This is a genomic window from Metabacillus sp. KUDC1714 (assembly GCF_014217835.1).
GTDB classification, from domain to species: Bacteria; Bacillota; Bacilli; order Bacillales; family Bacillaceae; genus Metabacillus; species Metabacillus rhizosphaerae.
The window spans coordinates 1,679,572-1,702,500 of sequence record NZ_CP055263.1; the positions used below are offsets into that span (position 1 = coordinate 1,679,572).

Annotated in this window: 14 protein-coding genes and 2 rRNA genes (1 of these 16 only partly in view); 3 read left to right on the forward strand and 13 right to left on the reverse strand. The window is 39.8% G+C overall.

Annotated features, from left to right (window positions below):
* Positions 1–39: 39 nt before the first annotated feature.
* From HUW50_RS08075 to HUW50_RS08115, 9 genes are all read right to left on the reverse strand, one after another.
* Entirely contained in the window at positions 40–1,647 is a 1,608-nt protein-coding gene (locus HUW50_RS08075) for a CTP synthase (protein WP_066328522.1), read from the reverse strand.
* Positions 1,648–1,957: 310 nt separating this feature from the next.
* Complete coding sequence (rpoE, locus tag HUW50_RS08080; RefSeq protein ID WP_066328521.1) at positions 1,958–2,509, reverse strand: DNA-directed RNA polymerase subunit delta; 552 nt, start codon at positions 2,507–2,509, stop codon at positions 1,958–1,960.
* A 373-nt stretch (positions 2,510–2,882) separates the two neighbouring features.
* Positions 2,883–6,143, reverse strand: a complete 3,261-nt coding sequence (icmF, locus tag HUW50_RS08085) for a fused isobutyryl-CoA mutase/GTPase IcmF (RefSeq protein WP_185653820.1) — start codon at positions 6,141–6,143, stop codon at positions 2,883–2,885.
* A gap of 150 nt (positions 6,144–6,293) precedes the next feature.
* Positions 6,294–6,917 (reverse strand): TetR/AcrR family transcriptional regulator, encoded by a 624-nt coding sequence (locus HUW50_RS08090; protein WP_066328513.1) that lies wholly within the window; start codon positions 6,915–6,917, stop codon positions 6,294–6,296.
* Between the two features lie 105 nt (positions 6,918–7,022).
* The gene (locus tag HUW50_RS08095; RefSeq protein WP_185653821.1) at positions 7,023–8,162 is read right to left on the reverse strand and encodes an acyl-CoA dehydrogenase; all 1,140 of its coding nucleotides are present in this window, start codon (positions 8,160–8,162) and stop codon (positions 7,023–7,025) included.
* 116 nt (positions 8,163–8,278) lie between these two features.
* Positions 8,279–9,427: an acyl-CoA dehydrogenase gene (locus HUW50_RS08100; RefSeq protein ID WP_185653822.1), complete on the reverse strand. Its 1,149-nt coding sequence runs from the start codon at positions 9,425–9,427 to the stop codon at positions 8,279–8,281.
* 168 nt (positions 9,428–9,595) lie between these two features.
* Positions 9,596–10,444 (reverse strand): 3-hydroxybutyryl-CoA dehydrogenase, encoded by an 849-nt coding sequence (locus HUW50_RS08105; protein WP_066328500.1) that lies wholly within the window; start codon positions 10,442–10,444, stop codon positions 9,596–9,598.
* Between the two features lie 70 nt (positions 10,445–10,514).
* Positions 10,515–11,693 (reverse strand): acetyl-CoA C-acetyltransferase, encoded by a 1,179-nt coding sequence (locus HUW50_RS08110; RefSeq protein WP_066328499.1) that lies wholly within the window; start codon positions 11,691–11,693, stop codon positions 10,515–10,517.
* Between the two features lie 201 nt (positions 11,694–11,894).
* Entirely contained in the window at positions 11,895–13,985 is a 2,091-nt protein-coding gene (locus HUW50_RS08115) for a (Fe-S)-binding protein (protein WP_066328497.1), read from the reverse strand.
* Positions 13,986–14,268: 283 nt separating this feature from the next.
* Between HUW50_RS08115 and cls the strand changes: the two genes are divergently transcribed.
* Together cls and uvsE are read left to right on the forward strand one after the other, a co-directional pair.
* Positions 14,269–15,465, forward strand: coding sequence for a cardiolipin synthase (gene cls, locus HUW50_RS08120; protein ID WP_396652623.1), 1,197 nt, complete (start codon positions 14,269–14,271; stop codon positions 15,463–15,465).
* A gap of 34 nt (positions 15,466–15,499) precedes the next feature.
* Positions 15,500–16,456, forward strand: coding sequence for a UV DNA damage repair endonuclease UvsE (gene uvsE, locus HUW50_RS08125; RefSeq protein ID WP_066328496.1), 957 nt, complete (start codon positions 15,500–15,502; stop codon positions 16,454–16,456).
* A gap of 276 nt (positions 16,457–16,732) precedes the next feature.
* On the opposite strand, the gene argS is transcribed toward uvsE, so the two are convergent.
* The gene (gene argS, locus HUW50_RS08130) at positions 16,733–18,403 is read right to left on the reverse strand and encodes an arginine--tRNA ligase (RefSeq protein WP_066328495.1); all 1,671 of its coding nucleotides are present in this window, start codon (positions 18,401–18,403) and stop codon (positions 16,733–16,735) included.
* Positions 18,400–18,831, reverse strand: a complete 432-nt coding sequence (locus tag HUW50_RS08135; protein WP_066328490.1) for a YwiB family protein — start codon at positions 18,829–18,831, stop codon at positions 18,400–18,402. Before HUW50_RS08135 ends, argS begins: the two co-directional genes overlap by 4 nt.
* A gap of 312 nt (positions 18,832–19,143) precedes the next feature.
* Between HUW50_RS08135 and HUW50_RS08140 the strand changes: the two genes are divergently transcribed.
* On the forward strand, positions 19,144–20,817 hold the full coding sequence (locus HUW50_RS08140) for a ribonuclease J (protein WP_066328489.1): 1,674 nt from the start codon (positions 19,144–19,146) through the stop codon (positions 20,815–20,817).
* A 131-nt stretch (positions 20,818–20,948) separates the two neighbouring features.
* On the opposite strand, the gene rrf is transcribed toward HUW50_RS08140, so the two are convergent.
* Positions 20,949–21,064, reverse strand: a 5S ribosomal RNA gene (gene rrf, locus HUW50_RS08145).
* A 109-nt stretch (positions 21,065–21,173) separates the two neighbouring features.
* A 23S ribosomal RNA gene (locus HUW50_RS08150) occupies positions 21,174–22,929 on the reverse strand (it continues 1,175 nt past the right edge of the window).

The following is a 22,929-nucleotide window of genomic DNA, read 5'->3' on the forward strand; positions in this document are numbered from 1 at the left end:
ACTAAAAAAGCTATTTAACTATTTTTTACCAGTGTATTGTTAATTTTTCCCTGATTCAGATAATGACGCACGAACAAAATCACGGAATAATGGTTGTGGTTTAGTTGGTCTAGATGTGAATTCCGGGTGGAATTGTGATGCCACAAACCATGGATGATCTTTAATTTCAATAATTTCAACAAGGCGTCCATCAGGAGTTGTCCCAGAGAAAACAAAGCCTGCTTCTTCCATTGCTTGACGGTATTCATTGTTAAATTCATAACGATGACGATGACGCTCATACACAACTTCATCTTTGTATGCTTCATAAGCACGTGAGTTCTCGATCAACTTACTTGGAGATAATCCTAGGCGCAATGTTCCACCTAAATCTTCAATGTCCTTTTGCTCCGGAAGTAAGTCAATAACAGGGTATTGCGTGTTAGGATCAATTTCAGATGAATTGGCACCTTTTAAGCCTACAACATTACGTGCAAATTCAATTGATGCAACCTGCATACCAAGACAAATTCCTAAGAATGGAACCTTGTTCACACGTGCATATGTTGTAGCAAGGATTTTTCCTTCTACCCCACGGTCACCAAATCCGCCAGGAACTAAAATTCCATCGACATCTTCAAGTTCTTCCTTCACATTGTCTTCATTCAATGTTTCTGCATTAATCCATTTGATCTCAATGTCTGAATCATATTCATAACCCGCATGACGAAGTGCCTCTACAACAGAGATATAAGCGTCTTGTAATTCAACATATTTTCCAACTAGACCAATCTTTGTTGTTTTAGAAAGATTTGTCACACGTTTTACCAGTTCTTTCCACTCAGTCATATCTGCTTCATTACATTGAAGCTTCAAGTGTTTACATACGATAGAATCTAAATGTTGATCTTGTAAAGCCAATGGAATTGAATAAAGTGTTTCTGCATCACGGCACTCGATCACAGCATTGGTATCGATGTCACAGAATAAGGCAATTTTATCCTTCATATCTTGAGAAACCGGCATTTCAGTACGAACAACGATCACGTTTGGTTGAATACCTAAACTACGAAGTTCTTTTACACTATGCTGTGTTGGTTTTGTTTTCATTTCACCTGCTGCTTTGATATATGGAATGAGTGTACAGTGAATGTACATAACATTATCACGGCCGACATCACTCTTAATTTGACGAATTGCTTCTAAAAATGGTAATGATTCGATATCACCAACAGTTCCACCAATTTCAGTAATAACAACGTCTGCACCTGTTTCTTTTCCAGCACGGAAAACACGATCCTTAATTTCGTTCGTGATGTGAGGAATAACTTGAACTGTTCCGCCAAGATAATCGCCACGACGTTCTTTCTTTAATACCGTTGAATATATTCTACCTGTTGTCACATTGTTAAACTTAGTTAGATTAACATCAATAAAACGCTCATAGTGACCTAAATCAAGGTCAGTCTCAGCGCCATCACCTGTTACAAAAACCTCACCATGCTGATAGGGACTCATTGTTCCTGGATCCACATTTATGTAAGGATCAAACTTTTGAATTGTCACACTTACACCGCGGTTTTTCAATAATCTACCTAATGAAGCAGCTGTTATTCCTTTTCCTAATGATGATACAACTCCACCTGTTACAAAAATATACTTTGTCATGATTTTCCCCCTAAAGAAGCTATATATGTTATTTTGTACAAAAACTTAAAAATCTTACTAGAAAAGCGAAAAGCGCCTTGCTCAGCCTCATGCAAATTGGCTTATGACCTCAAGGGTCTAGGGTCTAGACACTAGAGCTAAATAAAAAACTAAGCTCAAAATCCTCATTTTCCACATAAAAATAGAAAGCCCCCTTCCAAACAAGTTGAAAGGGAGCTGTAAATGTATAATAAATACAATACGATTGCTTTTTTAAGAGCCCAAAATAGATTCTACCTAGTTGAAAAAAGAAAGTCAAGACGATTTACGCTTATTTTTCTTCCTCTTCATCATCTAGTTCATCTTCATCATCGTCTTCATCATCATCTAAATCATAATCTTCATCGTCATCATCAATGAGATCATCATCATCATCGTCGTCTAAATCTACATCGTCTATATCATCGAAATCATCATCATCGTCGTCATCGTCACTAGTGTCATCAAAGTCATCGTAATCTAGATCTTCATCAATGACATCGAAGTCATCCTCAAGATCATCCTCGACACCTTTTTTCGCCTTTTTCTTTTTAGGCTTCGCAACTGGCACAATTTCTTCTTCAATTTGCTCATAAGGATACCAAGTACGTAATCCCCACATGTTTTCTCCTACACAAATAAAACGGCCATCGATATTAATATCTGTATAGAATTGAGCGATTTTATCTTCTACTTGTTTTTTTGTTAACCCAAGAAGCGAAGAAACTTCCTCTACTAATTCACTAAAAATGTACGGTTTTTTACCTTCTACAAAAAGTTCATAGGCAACCTCTACCATTGCCATTTCTTTTATTTGTTCGTCTGTTAATTGCTTTAGACTCAAAGCTCGGCACTCCCTTTCTAGGTAAATCATCTATTTAATACGTAAATATGTATAAATCTAAAGTCAAGTCTGCAAATCATACCATTCATTATAAACAAATTCTAGCAGTTTATGCCACATTTATCACGTAAAAAATATTCAAAAGAACTTTTTGCGCTTTGAATTTAATAGAAGGTCACATAATCTGGCCTCTAACCTCTAAATTCGGGGTGTTCTTGCAACTTTGAAGCGGAATCTTGCAACTTTAAGTACTTATTTTGCAACTATAGAAGAGAATTTTGCAAGTTTGGGTAATAATCTTGCAATTTTTTCATTTAAACTACGATTAAAAACTCATGATTAGCAGCCTGCTAATCATGAGCGAGATATATTATTACATATTCCGTCTATACTGTCCGCCAACTTCGTAGAGTGCTTGTGTTATTTGACCAAGACTTGCTACCTTTACTGTTTCCATAAGCTCTGCAAAGATATTACCATTTTCAATTGCGGTTTTCTTTAATCTTAGTAACGCCTCATCAACTTTCTTGGCATTTGCTTGCTGGAAAGCACTTAAATTATTAATTTGTGTTTCTTTCTCCTCTTTAGTTGCACGAGCAAGCTCCATATTATCAACCGATTCCTGTGATGGGGGATTTGGATTAAGGTACGTATTGACGCCAATAATCGGCAGTTCACCAGTGTGTTTTTTCATTTCGTAATGCATTGATTCATCCTGGATTTTCCCCCGCTGATATTGGGTTTCCATGGCGCCAAGTACACCGCCGCGTTCATTGATTCGATCAAATTCCTGAAGAACTGCTTCCTCTACTAAATCCGTTAATTCCTCGATAATAAAAGAGCCTTGCAGCGGATTTTCATTTTTGGTTAAGCCGTGTTCTTTTGTAATAATCATTTGGATCGCCATTGCTCTACGAACAGATTCTTCTGTCGGAGTTGTAATTGCTTCATCGTAAGCATTTGTGTGAAGGGAGTTACAGTTATCATGTAACGCCATTAGAGCCTGTAATGTCGTACGAATATCATTAAAATCAATTTCTTGAGCATGTAAAGAACGCCCTGATGTTTGAACATGATATTTAAGCTTTTGACTTCGTTCATTTGCACCATACTTATCTCTCATAACAGTAGCCCATATTCTTCTTGCGACCCGACCAATTACTGTATATTCTGGATCAAGTCCATTACTAAAGAAGAAGGACAGGTTTGGCGCAAATGAGTTTATATCCATGCCTCTGCTTAAATAATATTCTACATACGTGAAACCATTTGATAGCGTAAACGCTAGCTGGGAAATTGGGTTTGCCCCAGCTTCTGCGATATGATAGCCAGAAATTGAGACAGAATAATAATTTCTCACCTTTTGATCAATGAAATATTGTTGAATATCCCCCATGAGCCTCAATGCGAATTCTGTTGAGAAAATACATGTATTTTGTCCTTGGTCTTCTTTTAAAATATCTGCTTGGACTGTTCCTCTAACAGTTTGTAGGGTTAAGGATTTTACTGCATCATATTCGTGCTCGGTAAGGGAGCGATTAAGTTCTACTTCTTTTTTCTCCACTTGTTGCTCAATTGCCGCATTCATAAACATTGCTAAGATGATCGGTGCCGGACCATTTATCGTCATCGACACTGATGTAGAAGGAGCACAAAGGTCAAAGCCGCTATATAGCTTTTTCATATCATCTAATGTGCAAATGCTTACTCCACTCTCACCAATTTTCCCATAAATATCTGGGCGATGTGCTGGATCTTCGCCATATAAAGTCACCGAATCAAAAGCTGTACTTAACCGTTTTGCAGTATCATCCTTTGATAAATAATGGAAACGGCGATTAGTTCGTTCCGGCGTTCCTTCACCTGCAAATTGTCGTTTTGGGTCTTCACCTTCGCGTTTAAAAGGGAATACTCCAGCAGTGTAAGGGAAAGAACCTGGTACATTTTCTTTATAAAGCCAGGATAAAATGTCGCCATCATTCTTATATTTAGGTAATGACACCTTTGGGATGGATAAACCGGATAATGAAACAGTCTTTAAATTAGTAATAATTTCTCTGTCTCGAATAACAGTTGTAAACTCATTTTGAGCATATTTCTCTTTCATTTCTTCCCATTGTTTTAGATGTGTTTTAGATTGTGTCGTTAAATTTTCTTCAAGTCTTACTTGTAATTCCTGTAACGAGCGGATCACTTCTTCGTTTCCTTCTTGGCTTGCAAGAGTCTCTACTGTTCCTTTTACTTGAAAGAGCTTTGTTGCTGCATTTGCTTGTTCTTCTGATTGCTTGTGATAATTTCTTACTGTTTCACTAATTTCTCGTAAATAATATCTTCTTTCTGGGGGAATAATTACGTTTTGCTTTTCAACATCATCCGCTACTGGCAAGGACGTTTGCCACTTTTTATTTGCCTTTTCATTAATTAACTCCAAAAGTCTAGCAAATAATGTGTTTGTACCGAGGTCATTGAATTGACTAGCAATTGTCCCATACACTGGCATAGCATCTAGCGGCTGATCAAATAATTGCCGACTTCGTTGATATTGCTTCTGCACCTGGCGTTTTGCATCCTCAGAGCCTTTGCGCTCAAATTTATTAATGACGATTAAATCTGCATAGTCGATCATATCGATTTTTTCTAGCTGTGATGGTGCACCGAACTCACTTGTCATGACGTAGAGAGATAGATCACAAATTTCCGCTATTTCAGCATCTCCTTGACCAATTCCGCTCGTCTCAACAATAACTAAGCCAAAGCCAGCACCTTTTACAACTGAAATGGCGTCTTGGATCGCTAAGGAAAGCTCGGTTTTTGATTTCCGAGTCGCTAGGCTCCTCATATACACTCTTGGTGAAAAAATCGCATTCATCCGGATTCGATCTCCTAAAAGCGCACCACCCGTTTTTTGCTTAGTCGGATCAACAGAAAGCACAGCAATTTTCAATTCAGGTACTTCATTTAGAAACCTTCTGATTAATTCATCGGTTAATGAGCTTTTTCCAGCTCCACCTGTTCCCGTTATACCGATAACTGGTGCATTTGATTCGAGTTGATTAACTTGCTTAAAAAGTGATTCAACACCAGCAGATACTTCATTATGAAGAACCTTTGCTTCTGCATAGGAAATGAACGTTGCAACAGCTTTAGGCTCTCCTATTTTCAGGTTCTCAAGGTCCATGTCACTTTCATTTACAGTTGAAAAATCACATTCCTTTAACATATAATTGATCATTCCTTGCAGACCTAATTCCCTACCATCCTCAGGTGAAAAGATCTTTGCAATCCCATACTCATGTAATTCTCTTATTTCCCGAGGAATGATGACGCCACCGCCGCCACCAAAGAGACGTATATGCCCAGCTCCTCTTTCAGCTAAAAGATCATACATATATTTAAAAAATTCAACATGTCCCCCTTGATACGAGGAAATGGCAATTCCTTGAGCATCCTCTTGAATAGCTGCTGATACAATTTCTTCTACTGATCTGTTATGACCAAGATGAATGACCTCAGCACCACTCCCTTGTAGAATACGACGCATAATATTTATCGAAGCATCATGCCCATCAAATAAGCTTGATGCCGTTACAAAGCGAACTGGGTGCTTCGGTTTGTAGATTTCGTTTGTTGCCATCTATATACCCCCCTTTTATTTTCAGTTGTGTAAAATTAATATTTTTTTAGTTCGGATGAAATGTAGCTCTTGATGTGAATGGCCAGGATGAAATTTGGTGATATCGGTGAACTTCGATTTCTTTTCATGGCATTCTGTGAGAAATGAATACTATTTCTCACCAACGCCTTGTAAAATCACCTTTGTTTGCAGCTCAATATATTCGTCAATCGTATAGTTTTTTTGAATCGTCCATCTTCTAAAAGCCCACATTTGCCCTTGAACGATTATGTTATGGGAGATTAGTTCTGATTCTTGCTCTGTTAGTGTTAATTCACCATTTTTGATGCAGCTTTCAATAATCTTCTTAAACATTGCAGCCATTTCAGCTTCTTTTTTCAATACATATGGAAGTGCATCTTTTGATAAGGACTTTGCTTCTTGGTACATAACAAGAACTTCATCCTGCATGTCATCGACTACTTTAAAATAATTTTTTATCGCTAGCTTTAAGCTTTCGATTGTTCCTTGCTTCATATCAATATCCTGTTCAAGCCGGATGTGTACCTGATCATAGATCGTATCACAAACTAAGTACAACACATCCTCTTTTTGCCGAATGTATTCATATAATGTCCCGATACTAAAACCTGCAGAGCGAGCAATTTCTCTAGTAGTTGTCCGGTGAAACCCCTTTTCTTTAAAAAGGGTTACCGCACCTTTAACCATCTGATCCCGCCGCTTTTCTATTAATCTCTCATCCTTGACAGATGCAAGCACCTCACGCTTTTTCATCTACCTCCCACCAATCCTATAGAGGTAAGTGGCCGGATCCGCTTTACCTCTTTTTATAAAGCTAAAATTGTTCCAAACTTAATGTTTTCACCCTAGAAACTTTGTTTATTTCGTTAACATACGGGAAATAACCAGGCGTTGGATTTCCTGTGTACCTTCGTAAATTTGCGTAATCTTCGCATCCCTCATATAACGTTCAACGGGATAATCCTTTGTATAACCATAGCCCCCAAATACTTGGACAGCTTCAGTCGTTACTTTCATCGCAGTATCCCCAGCGAATAGCTTTGACATCGCTGATTCTTTGCCATATGGTAGGCCAACGGATTCAAGCCATGCCGCTTGATAGGTTAAGAGCCGTGCCGCTTCTATATTTGTTGCCATATCAGCAAGCTTAAAGCTGATTCCCTGTTGTGCGGCAATTGGTTTTCCGAACTGCTCTCGCTCCTTCGCATAAGCAACAGCTGCATCTAATGCTCCTTGCGCAATTCCAACTGCTTGGGCGGCAATTCCATTTCGACCGCCATCTAATGTCATCATCGCAATTTTAAAGCCTTCTCCTATTTCGCCTAACACATTTTCCTTTGGTACCTTACATTCTTCAAAAATAATCTCTGTTGTTGGTGAAGATCGAATCCCGAGCTTGCTCTCTTTTTTCCCTACAGAGAATCCTTCAAAGTCTTTTTCAATGATAAAGGCTGTTGTTCCTTTATGCTTACTAGACGAATCTGTTATCGCAAATACGAGATAAATATCAGCAATACCACCATTTGTAATGAAAATCTTCGAGCCATTTAAGACATAATGGTCCCCTTCTAATCTAGCATTTGTTCTCATTCCGCCAGCATCAGAACCCGAGCTAGGCTCTGTTAAACCGTACGCACCAATTTTCTCCCCTAATGCCATTGGTTTTAAGTATTTTTGCTTTTGCTCTTCTGTTCCGAACTTGAATAAAGGAAAGCCAGCTAAAGATGTATGAGCAGATAGTGTCACACCAGTTGAGGCACAGATTCTTGATAGCTCCTCAACAGCAATGACATATGCTAAATAATCACTACCGATGCCGCCATACTCCTCAGGCCATGGAATCCCTAGCAATCCTAAATCAGCCATTTTTCTAAAAATGTTCATATCAAAACGTTCCTGCTCATCACGCTCAGCTGCTGTTGGTTCTACTTCCTTCTTCGCAAAGTCTCTAACCATCTTTCTTAACATTTCGTGTTCATCAGATAACTTAAAATACATGTGATCATCCCCCGAGTCATCTTACTTTTCTTTTGGTTCTGTTAAATTTGGTTGTTGATTTCCGCGGGCGGTACGTGAGCCTCCAATCAACAAAGTGCAAGAAACAACAGTGAGCTTTAACTGAACCTTTCTTTTAGTAGGTGCTTACTGATAACAATTCGTTGTATTTCACTCGTACCTTCATAAATTTCACATACCTTTGCATCGCGAAAATATCGTTCTACCGGATAATCCTTTGTATAGCCATAGCCACCGAAGATTTGGACAGCTTCAGTCGCTACCTCCATCGCTGTTTTAGAAGCAAATAGCTTTGCCATTGCTGCCTGTTTTCCACATGGCAGGTTATTTCCCTTTAAGTATGCAGCTTGATAGACTAATAGTTTTGCCGCTTCCACATTTGTCGCCATATCTGCTAGTTTAAAAGCAATACCTTGTTGGCTAGCAATTGGTTTTCCAAATTGATGTCGCTCTTTTGCATATAATGTTGCCTTTTCAAGCGCCGCCTCAGCAATTCCAAGCGACTGTGCTGCGATGCCAATTCTGCCACCGTCAAGGTTTGCCATCGCAATTTTAAACCCTTGACCCTCTTCACCAAGAAGATTTTCTATAGGTACCTGGGCATTCTCAAAGATCAATTGAACGGTTCTAGAGCCATTCAATCCCATTTTGTGTTCGTCTTTCCCAATTATTAATCCTTGAGCATCCTTATCAACAATAAATGCGGAAATCCCAGCGCTTCCAGATCCACTCGAAGTTCTTGCAAAAACAATGTACGTATCGGCTTCACCGCCATTTGTGATAAACATTTTTGAACCATTTAATAGATAATGATTTCCACTTTTAACTGCACGTGTTTTCATGCTAGCGGCATCTGAGCCAGAGCTTGGTTCCGTCAGGCAAAACGCTGCCAATTTCTCACCCTTTGCTAGCTTCGTCACATAGTTTTTCTTTTGCTTTTCTGATCCGAACGCTAAAATCGGGAGGGTTCCAACTGAAGTATGAACAGAAAGAATCACTCCTAGTGCTGCACTTACTTTTGAAATTTCATGGATTGCGATCATATATGAAGTAAAGTCCATGCCAGCGCCCTCGTACTCTTCAGGAATAGGGATTCCCATTAGCCCAAGCTCTCCCATCTTTTTTAGGATTACTCGCGGGAATACTCCTTTTTCCATACTTTCAACAAACGGCTCTATCTCAGACTTTGCAAATTCGCGAACCATCTTCCGCATCATGATTTGTTCTTCTGTAAAATGTAATTTCACTTGATGCCACCCCTTTGGAATAGGTCAAACCTTACTAATCGAAATCAAATTGCTGACAAACTAGAAGCAAGAACGTCAGGTCACTATAGTTTTGCGGACATTTAAACCGAAAAAACCGAGCACTCCTATGATTCGCTGCTTATCATTTGATGGCTTTTTGAATAACCTTTAATAGCTATAAAATCCTCTACCTGTCTTCTTCCCTAACCATCCTGCCTTAACGTATTTACGGAGTAATGGGCATGGTCGGTATTTATCATCACCAAAGCCCTCGTGAAGTGTTTCCATAATAAAAAGACATGTATCTAGACCAATAAAGTCGGCCAATGTAAGTGGTCCCATTGGATGATTCATCCCAAGCTTCATGACCTCGTCGACTGCCTCTGGTGAAGCAACCCCTTCATAAACGGTATAAATTGCTTCATTAATCATTGGCATTAAGATTCGATTGGATACAAAGCCTGGAAAATCATTTACTTCAACTGGGACTTTATTTAATTTTTTTGTCAAGTCGTAGATGTTCTGAAATACTTCATCATCTGTTGCAAGCCCGCGAATAATTTCAACTAGCTTCATGACTGGCACTGGATTCATAAAGTGCATACCAATTACTTTTTCTGGGCGTTTTGTTGCCGCAGCAATTTCAGTAATCGGCAATGATGATGTGTTGGTTGCTAAAATGGCATGGTCTGGTGCTAATTGATCAAGCTCATGAAAAAGGGTTGTTTTCACATCCATTTTTTCAACAACTGCTTCAATGGCGATGTCGATAAAACGTGCGTTTGAGAGTTCTACAGAGGGTGTAATTCTTTGAAGTGTTTCATCTTTTTCTTGTGGTGTTAGTCGGCCTTTTTCCACTTGCCTTTGCAGCTGTTTTTCAATGGAGTGATAGCCTTTATTTACAAATTCCTCTTTTATATCATGTAAAATGACATCGAAGCCCGCACTTGCACATACCTGGGCAATACCTGAGCCCATTTGCCCAGCCCCGATGACCATTATCTTTTGAATCTCCATATCCATCCCCCTTGGTTTTAAATGGGGGACAGTCCCCACAGAGCAATTGGGGACTGTCCCCATCGCTAGATTACACTTCAATCATAATTGCGTCGCCTTGACCTCCGCCGCTGCAAATCGCCGCAACACCAATTCCTCCGCCTCTGCGCTTTAATTCATGAATAAGGGTAATAATGATTCTTGCCCCACTTGCGCCAATCGGATGTCCTAGCGCTACAGCTCCACCGTTTACATTGACCTTTTCTGGATCAAGATTTGAAATTTGGTTAGCTGCTAATGCTACTGTTGCAAATGCTTCATTAATTTCAAATAAGTCAATATCGCTGACGGTTTTTCCTGTTTTCTTTAAAAGCTCATTAATAACAAGTCCCGGTGTTTTTGGAAAATCCTTCGCTTCTACTGCAACTGCTGTATGTCCAATGATGGTAGCTAGCGGAATATGCCCTTCCTTTTGTGCTTTTTCATCACTCATGAGAACAAGTGCTGCAGCTCCATCATTAATTCCTGGGGCATTACCTGCTGTAATTGTACCGTCATGATCAAAAACAGGGGCAAGACTTGAAAGACGCTCAATTGATGTATCTTTACGTGGTGCTTCATCTTTTTCAACTACGATTGGATCACCTTTACGCTGTGGAACCGCTACTGGTACAATCTCTTCACTTAGTAAACCAGACTCTTGTGCATGAACGGCACGCTGATGGCTTCTTAGTGCCCATTCATCCTGTTGTTCTCGAGTAAGATTTAATTCTGCTGATGTGCTGTTACCGTATGTGCCCATATGAACACCTGTGAAACTACAAGTTAGCCCATCATGGATCATTAAATCTTTAACAGTACCATCACCCATTCTTAGTCCAAAGCGTGCCTTGGGTAAAAGGTATGGTGCATTACTCATCGATTCCATCCCACCAGCTACGATAACCTCCTCATCCCCGGCTCGGATGATTTGATCTGCTAAAGTGACACTTCTTAATCCTGACGCACAAACTTTATTAATTGTCTCCGTTTTTACATTCCACGGGAGGCCTGCTTGCCGCGCAGCTTGGCGTGACGGGATTTGTCCTTGCCCACCTTGAAGAACATTTCCAAAAATCACTTCATTAACTTGTTCGCCAGCAACATTAGCACGTTTTAGCGCTTCTTTTATAGCGATACCACCAAGCTCAGATGCCGTTAACGTTGAAAGTGATCCACCAAATTTCCCTACCGGTGTTCTTACTCCACTTAAAATCACTGTTTTTGCCATGTTATCTCTCCCCTTTTTGATTATTGGGGACTGTCCCCAAACATTGTATTGTTGATTGTTGGGGACTGTCCCCGAAATCTGTCAAACTTATTATTTAAAATCCCACTCGATATTTCAGTAACCGTTTACAATCCTAACTTGACTGACCGAACGCTCGCTCAACTTGTACTCATTGTCAAAGAGGGGACTGTCCCCCTCTTCTTAAAGGATTGATTTCTCCAATAGTTCTGCTACGTCATATGTGCTTACTTGCTCTTCTACTTCTTTAGCTTTTGTTCCGTCGCTAAGCATTGTTAAGCAGTATGGGCATCCTGAGCTGATGACAGTTGGGTTTGCAGCTAGGGCTTGCTCTGTTCTTGCTACGTTTATGCGACTTCCTGTGTCTTCCTCCATCCACATCAAGCCACCGCCTGCACCACAGCACATTCCTTTTTCACGATTGCGTTCCATTTCAACGAGTTTTACACCAGGAATCGCTTTTAAAATTGTTCGAGGTGCCTCGTATACTTCATTGTATCTTCCAAGATAACAGGAATCGTGGAAGGTAATGGTTTCATTGACAGGCTGTTGTGGATTCAATCTTCCTTCCTCCACTAATTTTGCAAGTAGTTCTGTATGATGATAGACTTCAGCTTCTAGACCAAAGTCAGGGTACTCATTTTTAAAGATGTTATAGGCATGCGGATCGATGGTGACAATCTTTTTCACATCATTTTTCACAAATTCATCAATGTTTTTAGTCGCAAGCTCTTGGAATAAAAACTCATTTCCGAGACGACGTGGTGTATCACCAGAGTTCTTTTCCTTATTACCTAGAATGGCAAATGTCACTCCTGCTTTATTTAGAAGCTTTGCGAATGATAAGGCTATTTTTTGGCTGCGATTATCATATGAGCCCATTGAGCCGACCCAGAATAGGTATTCAAACTCTTCACCAGCCTTGTTCATTTCTTTTACGGTAGGTACGATAACATCTTCACGAGCCTCACGCCATGTTTCACGCTCTTTGCGGTTTAATCCCCATGGGTTGCCTTGACGTTCAATATTTGTCATTGCACGCTTTCCATCAGCATCCATTTTTCCTTCTGTTAACACAAGATATCTGCGCATATCGATGATTTTATCAACATGCTCATTCATTACTGGGCATTGATCTTCACAGTTCCGACAAGTTGTACAGGCCCAGATTTCTTCTTCTGTGATGACATCACCGATTAAGGATGGATTGTAATCAACAGCTGCTGCTGCAGACTCTTGTACGCCAGAACCTGCTGCCATCATCGCAATTTGGTTCCCCTTTGTATTGTTAAACGCTACAGCTGGTACCCATGGCTGTTTTTGTGTAACAGCAGCACCGGTAAGGGTTAAATGATCGCGAAGCTTAAGAATTAAGTCCATTGGCGAAAGAATTTTCCCAGTTCCTGTAGCAGGACACATATTTGTACAACGTCCACATTCAACACATGCATACAAATCAATTAATTGTGGCTGAGTAAAGTCTTGAATTTTCCCAACACCAAATGTTTCTTGTGTTTCGTCTTCAAAATCAATTTTTTCAAGTTTGCCAGGATTTGAAACTCTGTTAAAATACACATTTGCTGGTCCTGCAATTAGATGGGCATGCTTTGATTGCGGCACATATACTAGGAATGTTAGTAAGAATAATAAGTGAATCCACCATGCTATGTAGAAGACGACAATTGATCCAGTATCTCCTACAAAGCTAAGTAAAAAGGCTAATGATGAGGCAATTGGTTCTGACCATGTAAGCTCATGTCCATGCCAGATAATCCCCATTCCATTACCAAGAAGGACAGATAACATAAGTCCGCCAATAAAAATTAAGACTAATCCTGATTTAAAGCCACGTTTTAGTCGAACAAGCTTTTCAACATAGCGCCGATGAAACGCCCAAACGACAGCTACTAAAATCATGAACGTAACCATCTCTTGAAAAAAGGTGAAAGCTGGATAGAGCGGTCCAAGTGGTAAATGAGCACCAGGAATTAGCCCTTTTACAATAAAATCAATCGCTCCAAATTGAACAAGGATAAACCCATAGAAAAACATTACGTGGATGATCCCGCTCTTCTTATCCTTTAACAACTTTTTCTGTCCAAAAACATTCACCCATATTTTTTGAAGTCTCTCTTTTACCTCACCATCGAATTCAACTTTTTTCCCTAGCTTAATGTAGGCCATCCTCGTTCGAATTAAGTAGATAAATAAGTGTACTGCGTAAGCGGTTACAATTAAGAATGCAATAAAATTAACCCATAGTAATGCATCCATTCCTTTTCCCCCAATCTCCCAGTTGTTGCAGGCCATTTCTTACTTGGTAATTCTCCCCTTTGGTCATAACGCTTCTAAAATTCTGCATTTACATTATACTACTATGATAATAAATGAATGAGCATTCAGTCAATACTTTTTCATACTGAATGTATAAATGATTGTTCCAAATGTATTCAATTGAAAACAAAATATGCGTCGTGTGGATCAATACATAAAAAATGCACCTCAAGCCAAGACTATTGTAAATATAGCTTGCTACTAGGAGGAATGAAATTTGGCTATCTTCATTACCATATGTTTGATATTAGTGGCACTTATTTGTTGGTTCACAATCGACTATCATCTTGGAAGAAGAGATCATCTTTCCAAATCCAAATATACTCAATATCCTTTGAGGAAAAGTGAGATTAACCTGTTTATCGACGGAGAAAAGCTATATGAGGACTTATTTGAGCGAATTAAAAATTGTCAACATAGCATTCATGTTTTATTTTTTATTGTAAAAAATGATGAGGTTAGTAACGAATTTCTTTCATTATTAGGTGAAAAGGCAATTCAAGGAATTGAAGTACGCCTATTACTTGATTATGTAGGATGCTTTAAGCTTAAAAAACACAAAATTAACGAACTAAAGGATAAAGGTGTTAACTTTGCCTATTCACACAAAGTAAAATTCCCTTATATTTTTTACACACTTCAAGCTAGAAATCATCGTAAAATAACTGTTATTGATGGGAAATTCGCCTATTTGGGAGGCTTTAATATTGCAAGAGAGTATATTGGGAAGGATCCTAAATTCGGTTATTGGAGAGATTATCATCTTAAAATTACTGGTACAGGGGTAAACGATTTACAAGAACAATTTTTTAAGGATTGGTATGATGCTACTGAGGAAGATAAACGTAAGGATACTCGTTATTTCCCTAGTCAGCCTGAGGGGACAAAGACACATAAGTTCATTTCAACTTATGGCGAACATTTAAATGACCATTTTATTTCATTCATAAGAGATGCCCAACAGGAAATCATTATTTGCTCCCCCTATTTTATTCCAGGTAAAACAATACTTAATGAACTGTTAGCCGCAATCGCAAGAGGAGTAAACGTAAAAATTATGGTGCCGATGAAAGAAGATCATCCCCTTGTTCAGGAAGCCTCCTACCCTTACTTTGGCAAGCTTTTACTTGCAGGCTGTGAAATTTATCAATTTTACTATGGATTTTATCATTCGAAGTGCATCGTAATCGATGACCATCTTTGTGACATTGGAACAGCTAATTTTGATAAACGAAGCTTATATTTGAACGATGAAATGAATTGTTTAATCTTTGATCAAGAGTTTATCCAAATTGTTAAAAAACAAATCAGTGAAGATTTTCGTCGATCTGAGCTTTTAACCTATGAGGCTTATAAAAAGCGTTCCTATCTAAAACGAGGCAAAGAAGTATTTGCAACGATAATTTCTCACTTTTTATAAAGAGTCTCTTGATTAGTATACAAGGGGGAATTGGATGATTATTCGATTTGGATATGTTTCACATGCACTTTCTCTTTGGGATTGCTCTCCAGCAAAAGCATTAACGTTTACTCGCTGGAAAAAACTTGATGAAAACGAGAGAAAACAGCAGCTTCTTTATGTGACGAGAAAAAATCTTGAGCACACGCTACGAATGATTCATTATAATATTGCTCAAGAAATTTATTTGTACCGCTTTTCATCATCGATTGTGCCGTTAGCAACACATCCTGAGGTGCTTTGGGATTACAGAACTCCTTTTAAGGATTTACTGTCTGAAATTGGACAACTTGTGAAAAAACATAAGCTTCGTACTAGTTTTCATCCAAATCAATTTACACTGTTCACGAGTGATAAACCACATATCACTGACAATGCAGTTGGTGATATGGCATACCATTATGACGTTTTAGAGGCAATGGGACTTGCGAATGAAGCGATTATTAATATCCATGTTGGTGGTGCATATGGAAACAAGCAGGCTGCAACCGAACGTTTTCACACCAATATTAAGCAACTCCCTGATTATATTAAGAAGCGCATGACACTTGAAAACGATGATAAAACCTATACTGCAACAGAAACGTTAACAATTTGTCAAAAGGAGAGAATCCCTTTGCTTTTTGACTATCATCATTTTATGGCTAATAAAGAGGATGATGAGGCTGTTGAAGACTTATTACCTGACATTTTTAAAACATGGTCTTGGATTGGCATCCAGCCCAAAATTCATGTATCCTCACCTAAATCTGAAAAGGAATACAGAAGTCATGCCGACTATGTCGATGCTGAATTTTTGCTGCCTTTAGTGAAGGTGTTGAAGGAAATGAATGTGGATTTAGACTTTATGATTGAAGCAAAGCAAAAGGATAAAGCCGCTCTTAGACTTTGTGAGGATCTTAGCAAAATTAGAGGTGTAAAACGGGTTGGGGGTGCAACGATTGAGTGGTAGATGCATAGAATTGGGGAGTTGCAAGATTATTTGGTTAAGTTGTAAAATTCCTCCTTGGATTTGCAAGATTATTTGGTCAAGTTGCAAAATTCCTCTTTATATTTGCAAAATTAGTCGCTAAGATTGCAAAATCACTCTTCTATCTTGCAAAACTAGTGGCTATTTTGCCAAAATCCATCTTCATACTTGCAAAAATATTGACCAAGATTGCAAAGTCACCATTAAATTTTACATAAAAAAACTCAGATGAGAATTCCCATCTGAGTTTTTACCTAATTACATTTTTTCAGGCGACGAAACGCCAATCAATGTAAGAGCGTTCTGTAATGTTGTTTGTGTTGCTTTCATTAAACCGAGTCTTGCACGACTTTTCTCTGTATTTTCAGGATCTAACACCTTTTCAGCATTGTAAAAGCTGTGTAGTGTTGATGCTAAATCGTAAATGTAATTTGTGATGCGATGTGGGATTCGTTTTTGAGCTGCTTCTGCAACTGCTTGAGGGAATTCACCTAATTTTTTCAAAAGGTCAAATTCCTTTTCAGATGAAATTTCATCAAGCTTTAAGTTGTCGTCAAATGTTAAGCCTTGCTCTTCTCCTTGGCGAAGCATGCTGCAAATACGCGCATGTGCATATTGAGCATAGTAAACAGGGTTTTCATTTGATTTTGAAACAGCAAGATCTAGATCAAAATCCATATGTGTATCAGCACTTCTCATCGCGAAGAAGTAGCGAACTGCGTCAAGACCAACCTCTTCAATTAAATCTCTCATTGTCACTGCTTTACCAGTACGCTTACTCATTTTCATTTTTTCACCGTTTTTATATAGATGAACAAGTTGAATGATCTCTACTTCAAGTGTTTCCTTGCCATAGCCAAGCGCCTCAATGGCAGCTTTCATACGTGGGATATAGCCATGGTGATCTGCTCCCCATACGTTGATAAGCTTTGTAAATCCGCGGTCAAGCTTGTCCTTGTGGTAAGCAATATCTGGTGTTAAATACGTATAAGAACCGTCATTTTTGATGAGTACACGGTCTTTGTCATCTCCAAATGTTGTTGAGCGGAACCAAGTTGCGCCTTCTTCTTCATAGATATGGCCTTTTTCCTTAAGTGCCGCCAGAGCTTCATCAATTTTCCCATTATGGTAAAGCGATGTTTCTGAATACCAAACATCAAATGCGACACGGAACTCTTCTAGGTCTGCTTTTAGCTTGCCCATTTCATATTTTAAGCCATATTCTCTAAAGAATCCTAAACGTTCCTCACTGTCCTGCTCAGCAAATCTGTCGTCAAATTCTTCAGCAAGCTTTTTCCCAATTCCGATAATATCTGCACCATGATAGCCATCCTCAGGCATTTCAGCGTCCTTACCTAAAGCTTGTAAATAACGCGCTTCAACTGAACGAGCTAGGTTGTTAATTTGATTTCCAGCGTCATTGATGTAATATTCACGTGACACATCATAGCCTGCTTTTGTTAGAACATTACATAAGGAATCGCCAACTGCAGCACCACGAGCATGACCTAGATGAAGGTCACCTGTTGGGTTTGCAGAAACAAATTCAACTTGAACCTTTTCTTTGTTACCAATATTTGTTTCACCATAGTTAGCCCCTGCTTTTAAAATAGATGGGACTAATTCTGTTAAATAGCTATTGTTCATATAAAAATTAATAAAGCCTGGACCAGCGATTTCAATCTTTTCAATCGACCCTTTTTCTTTATCAAAATTTGCGACAATGTCATCCGCGATCATACGAGGTGCTTTTTTTGCTACACGAGCCAATTGCATCGCCATGTTTGTCGAATAATCCCCATGTGCTTTTTCTTTTGGAATTTCTAAAAGAACGTCAGGTACCTGTGCTTCTTCTGCAAGACCTGCTTTGATCACAGCGGCCTTGATTTCATCCTTTAATCGTTCTTTAACTTGTTCAACGATATTCATTTTTGTTCCTCCTTATATGTCAACATTAGTTTATGTACATGCTTCTCTTTTTCATCTATTTGCAAATCATATAAAATAACGAGCTTACCTTCAAGCTCATGTGTTTCAAATGATAGCGATTTTGTATTTGTTTCTAGTTGAAGCCTGCCAAAAGGTGTAGAGTAATTTGTTAAGGTTTGCGCATCTTGAATAAAGCGTTGCTTCATAGTAACAGCTCCTGAGCGCATTACAACAACCTCATTTTGCGTTACTTTTACTGTTGTTTTAACAAAGCCAAGCTCATGCTCTTCTTCATATCGTAAATAAATGGTCTTTCCCTTTAGGACATGCTCCCCTGTTGTATGGACCTCAATTGTTTCTTTTTCATGATCGTGCTCATTGTGGATTTCCGATATAACATGGATTTGAACAGGTGTGCTTTCTGACATGTAGACACTCCCTTTTCATCATTCTTCTATAACTTTACTATTGTAAAGAACCATTTGCAACAACGCAAGAGATAACTTCTTATACACTATAAAAAATATAGGTTTGTCCCTTGCTTTAAGCCACTTTTGTTTCTATTTATTTAAGAATTGATAATGTTAAATTCTCAAATTAACTTCTGTACAGTTTATGTAAATTCTAATAATAATGATCACTTTACTTCACTTCAATGCCCTTTATACCTTCTTTCCCTAATAATTGATCCCTCAAAGGGAATATTAGCTAATATATATTGAATCTAGGAGGCTATAATCTTGAGCACAAAAGAGAATGTATTATCTATTTTCGCTTTAGGTGGCTTAAATGAAGTCGGAAAGAACATGTATGCAATTGAATATTCCAATAATATTGTGATTATCGACTGTGGTAATAAGTTCCCAGATGAAAGTTTATTAGGAATTGATTTGATTATTCCTGATATTACCTACTTACTAGAAAATAAAGATAAAATAACAGCATTAATCGTTACTCATGGACATGAAGATCATATCGGAGGAATCCCGTTCTTCTTAAAAAAATTAAATGTACCCGTATATGCAACACGTTTCACACTAGGTTTAATTGAATTAAAATTAGAAGAACATAAACTCTTAAGGGATACTGAACTGATTGAAATTGACTCTAGCTCAAATTTAAATTTCGATGACATCAATGTAACTTTTTTCAAAGTAAATCATAGTATTCCTGATTGCTTAGGGGTTGTTTTTAACACACCAGAGGGAAAAATCGTACATACTGGAGACTTCAAGTTCGATTTGACCCCCGCGAATAATGAACATTCGGATATTCATAAAATGGCAGAAATCGGAAGAGATGGCGTCTTCCTTCTACTATCTGAAAGTACCAACGCAGAACGTCCTGGTTTAACCCCATCAGAGCAAATGGTAGGTAAACATGTTGAGGACGCCTTCATGAAAGCAGAACGCAAAGTAATTCTTTCAACGTTCGCTTCTAATATTAATCGCATTCAGCAAGTTGTGGATGCTGCACAAAAAACAAATCGAAAGATATCGTTACTTGGACGCAGTATGGTAAATGTAGTGGATATTGCAATTGAACGTGGTTATTTAACAGTTCCTGATGGGATGATCATTGAACAACATGAAATCAATGAATTGGCCCCTGAAAAGGTAGCCATCTTATGTACGGGGAGCCAAGGTGAACCATTAGCAGCCCTTGCCCGATTATCTACTGGAAACTTTCGGGGTGTTGACATTTTACCAGAGGATACGGTTATTTTTGCAGCAGGTCCAATACCAGGGAATGAACGGAATGTCACACGGATCGTAGACAACTTACTCACACTTGGAGCCAAAGTGATTTACGGAACGGGAAGTACATCAGGAATGCATGTATCTGGTCATGGCTATCAAGAAGATTTAAAACTAATGCTTACACTAATGAAGCCAAAATACTTTATACCCATCCACGGTGAGTATAGAATGTTACACCATCATCGATTATTAGCCGAATCTGTTGGAGTAGAACAAGGAAACACATTTATTATGAACAATGGTGATGTTGTAGATATTACAAATTCTATTGCCCGCCAAACTCGCAAAATACCAGCAGGCAATACCTATGTGGATGGAATAGGTGTAGGTGATGTCGGGGACATGGTGTTAAGAGATCGCAAACAACTTTCTGAAGACGGAATGCTCGTGATTGTTTTAACGATGAGTAAAAGGGAAGGAAAGCTAGTTTCTGAACCTGACACCATTTCACGTGGGTTCGTGTTTAATAGAGATTCTGAGGAACTCATAAGAGAAGTTAATCGCCTTATTACAAAAACTGTTAACGATCTACAAAAAGGGAATAAAATTCAGTGGAACGTGATTAAACAAAGCATAAAAAAATCAGTTGGCCAATATTTATTTACTCAAACTAAGAGAAAGCCAATGATCCTTCCTATAATTATTGAAATTTAACAGGATAAATTTTCGTTAAACCGAAGAAACCCTTAGACATATTCTGTAGAACAAATGGCATAAAAAGAGAGCTGGTCAAATGAATATCTAGACTAAAAAAAGAGTCAGCCTTTGCTAACTCTTTTTGATTTGCCTGGCAACGTCCTACTCTCACAGGGGGAAACCCCCAACTACCATCGGCGCTGAAGAGCTTAACTTCCGTGTTCGGCATGGGAACGGGTGTGGCCTCTTCGCCATCATTACCAGATAATTTATGAAATTGAAGGGTTATTCCTTCAAAACTAGATAACGATTCACAATTCAATTCACTAAGCTTCTCTTGCTTTTACAGGAGCCGTTAGGCTGCTGTATATTTTGTGGTTAAGTCCTCGATCGATTAGTATCTGTCAGCTCCACACGTCACCGCGCTTCCACCTCAGACCTATCAACCTGATCATCTTTCAGGGATCTTACTAGCTTACGCTATGGGAAATCTCATCTTGAGGGGGGCTTCATGCTTAGATGCTTTCAGCACTTATCCCTTCCGCACATAGCTACCCAGCTATGCCTTTGGCAAGACAACTGGTACACCAGCGGTGCGTCCATCCCGGTCCTCTCGTACTAAGGACAGCTCCTCTCAAATTTCCTACGCCCACGACGGATAGGGACCGAACTGTCTCACGACGTTCTGAACCCAGCTCGCGTACCGCTTTAATGGGCGAACAGCCCAACCCTTGGGACCGACTACAGCCCCAGGATGCGATGAGCCGACATCGAGGTGCCAAACCTCCCCGTCGATGTGGACTCTTGGGGGAGATAAGCCTGTTATCCCCGGGGTAGCTTTTATCCGTTGAGCGATGGCCCTTCCATGCGGAACCACCGGATCACTAAGCCCGACTTTCGTCCCTGCTCGACTTGTAGGTCTCGCAGTCAAGCTCCCTTGTGCCTTTACACTCTACGAATGATTTCCAACCATTCTGAGGGAACCTTTGGGCGCCTCCGTTACATTTTAGGAGGCGACCGCCCCAGTCAAACTGCCCACCTGACACTGTCTCCCAGCCCGATAAGGGCTGTGGGTTAGAATTTCAATACAGCCAGGGTAGTATCCCACCGACGCCTCCACCGAAGCTAGCGCTCCGGCTTCTCAGGCTCCTACCTATCCTGTACAAGCTGTACCAAAATTCAATATCAGGCTACAGTAAAGCTCCACGGGGTCTTTCCGTCCTGTCGCGGGTAACCTGCATCTTCACAGGTACTATAATTTCACCGAGTCTCTCGTTGAGACAGTGCCCAGATCGTTACGCCTTTCGTGCGGGTCGGAACTTACCCGACAAGGAATTTCGCTACCTTAGGACCGTTATAGTTACGGCCGCCGTTTACTGGGGCTTCGGTTCAAAGCTTCGCTTACGCTAACCTCTCCCCTTAACCTTCCAGCACCGGGCAGGCGTCAGCCCCTATACTTCGCCTTGCGGCTTCGCAGAGACCTGTGTTTTTGCTAAACAGTCGCCTGGGCCTATTCACTGCGGCTTTTCCGGGCTATTCACCCTAAAAAGCACCCCTTCTCCCGAAGTTACGGGGTCATTTTGCCGAGTTCCTTAACGAGAGTTCTCTCGCTCACCTTAGGATTCTCTCCTCGCCTACCTGTGTCGGTTTGCGGTACGGGCACCTCTCACCTCGCTAGAGGCTTTTCTTGGCAGTGTGGAATCAGGAACTTCGGTACTATAGTTCCCTCGCCATCACAGCTCAGCCTTATATGACAACGGGATTTGCCTCGTTGTCAGCCTAACTGCTTGGACGCGCATATCCAACAGCGCGCTTACCCTATCCTTCTGCGTCCCCCCATTGCTCAAATGGTGAGGAGGTGGTACAGGAATTTCAACCTGTTGTCCATCGCCTACGCCTTTCGGCCTCGGCTTAGGTCCCGACTTACCCTGAGCGGACGAGCCTTCCTCAGGAAACCTTAGGCATTCGGTGGAGGGGATTCTCACCCCTCTTTCGCTACTCATACCGGCATTCTCACTTCTAAGCGCTCCACTAGTCCTTACGGTCTAGCTTCACAGCCCTTAGAACGCTCTCCTACCACTGTTCTAAAAGAACAGTCCACAGCTTCGGTGATACGTTTAGCCCCGGTAC